We start from the raw sequence: 2101 nt of genomic DNA on the forward strand, positions 1-2101 counted from the left end.
ACGCTAATTGCCAAAAAAAGCTCTTTGATTTAACTGTTATGGAAGGCACAAGCACGGAGGAGATCTTAGAGGAATTTGCTTTAAGATGTGATTTTAGCATAATCATAAAGGATAAAAGCTCAAAAGAGATTCTAGCAAGGCTTATAAAAAACATAAACGCAAGGCAGCTAAGCTTAAACGAGCTTTTTGATTTATTAATCAAAGAAAATAATTTACACCACAGCTTTGATGGCAAGGTTTTAAGAATTTCAAGGTTAAAAACTCAAAGCTTTAATCTATCTTACATAAGCTCAATTAGAGAAGGACAAGCCATCACAAGAGCCTTTGTGGATGCTAGGACAAGGCAGGGAGATTTTAGCCTTGATGAGGACAATGAAGATAATGTCATAAAAAGCTTTGAGCGCTTTGATTTTTGGGAGAACATAGAACAAGAACTACTATCCTTGCTTAAAGATACAGATGACACAAACACAGTTATAATAAACCCAAATGCAGGACTTATCACTATAAACGGCACCCTAAATCAGCTTGAGTTAGCAAAAAACTACATACAAGATTTGCAAAATAGGCTTAAAAAACAAGTAGCAATAGATGTTAGCATCATAGCAGTAAGCCTTAATAAAAATCACTCCCAAGGCATAAACTGGCAAAATTTTAACCTAAATTTTAACTCACAAAATTCAAACAATGCAAATTCTTTAATCTCCTTTCAAGGCTCAAATGAAGGAAACGCCTTTGTAAGAAATTTAGGTTTCAATGCGAATTTTAATCTAAGCTCTGTTTTAAACTTCCTTTCTACAAATGGCAAAACAAGGGTTCTTTCAAGTCCAAAGCTAGTAGCCTTAAACAACCAACAAGCCATCATCTCAGTAGGAGATACCATAAACTATCAAGTAAAAGAAAGCTCAAAAAGCACAGATAGTGGCACAACAGTCAGTGAAAGTTTTAATAACTACTCCATCTTCATAGGCATTTTATTAAATATCTTGCCTGAGATTTCAGATGATGATAAAATAATGCTTCGCATAAGTCCTTCTTTGAGTAATTTTAAATATGTCCAAGATAATCTTCGTCAAACAAGAAGCATAGCCCCTGATACCATTTCTAAAAAGCTTTCAACCGTGGTTTCAATGCAAGATAATCAAACCCTCATTTTAGGAGGCTTAATAAGCCTTGAAGAAAGCCTAGATGCTACTTCTTTGAATTTTTTATCAAAGCTGCCCTTACTAGGTGCTTTATTTTCTAGCAAGAATGAGGCCAAAAGCTCCACAGAAATAGTCTTTATAATCACCCCTCAAATCATCTCTCCAAGCTACAACCCAAGCCTTACAGATCTAGGCTTTACTAGTATATGAGCCTTGTTTCTTTAAGCACTCAAGAGCTTGCCTTCTTAGAGCTTAAACAAGCCCTTGTTTATAAAGAAAAACAAAATGGGCTTATCTTGCTTGTAGGAAAAAGCGGACTTGGAAAGAGCTTGTTGCTTAAAAGGCTTTGCAAGGACAAAGAAGCCATACTCTTTGAGAGGGCTTTTTTCAATGAAGATGCCTTATTAAGAGGGCTTTTTGAAGAGGCTTTTAAGGATGGGCTAAGAGCTAAAAACCACAATCTAAAAGAGGCTTTGAGTAAAGAGAATGCAGACCTTTTTGCAAGCACTTTTAAGCAAGAGGCTTTCAAGCAAGATAAAGCAAATAAGCTCACTCAACAAAGCCAAAACGGTAAAAACAGCAATCAAATATCACAAAACGCACTCACTCAACAAAACAGCAATCAAATATCACAAAACAAATTCAAGCCACAAGATCAAAAAGACAAAGAAAATAAAGGCTCTTTTAAAAGTAAGCAAATGCAAGATAAAAGCTCTCACACAACTAAGTGCGTGAATTTTCTTAAACAAGAAAGAAGTAAGTATGAATTTGATTTTTCAACACAAGCCAAAGACAATAAATTCAAGCCACAAAGCCAAAACGACAACAATCAAATATCACAAAACAAACTTAAACAACAAGATCAAAACAACCAAATACCACACAATAAATTCAAGCCACAAGATCAAATAACAAGAGGCTTGAATTCTCATCAAAAATTCAAGCCAAACAAAGAA

The 2101-nt window shown here is 34.8% G+C and carries 2 protein-coding genes; both read left to right on the top strand.

All coding sequences use genetic code 11. From position 1 onward, the window contains the following. Positions 1-1355: pilus (MSHA type) biogenesis protein MshL (gene mshL, locus DMC01_RS12255; protein WP_246059239.1), on the top strand; the 1355-nt coding region annotated here is incomplete at its 5' end. Beyond that, on the top strand, positions 1352-2101 hold a 750-nt coding region (locus tag DMC01_RS12260), incomplete at its 3' end, for a P-loop NTPase family protein (protein WP_142694467.1). The genes mshL and DMC01_RS12260, both read left to right, overlap by 4 nt.

It is taken from the genome of Campylobacter troglodytis (genome assembly GCF_006864425.1).
Classification (GTDB): Bacteria; Campylobacterota; Campylobacteria; order Campylobacterales; family Campylobacteraceae; genus Campylobacter_D; species Campylobacter_D troglodytis.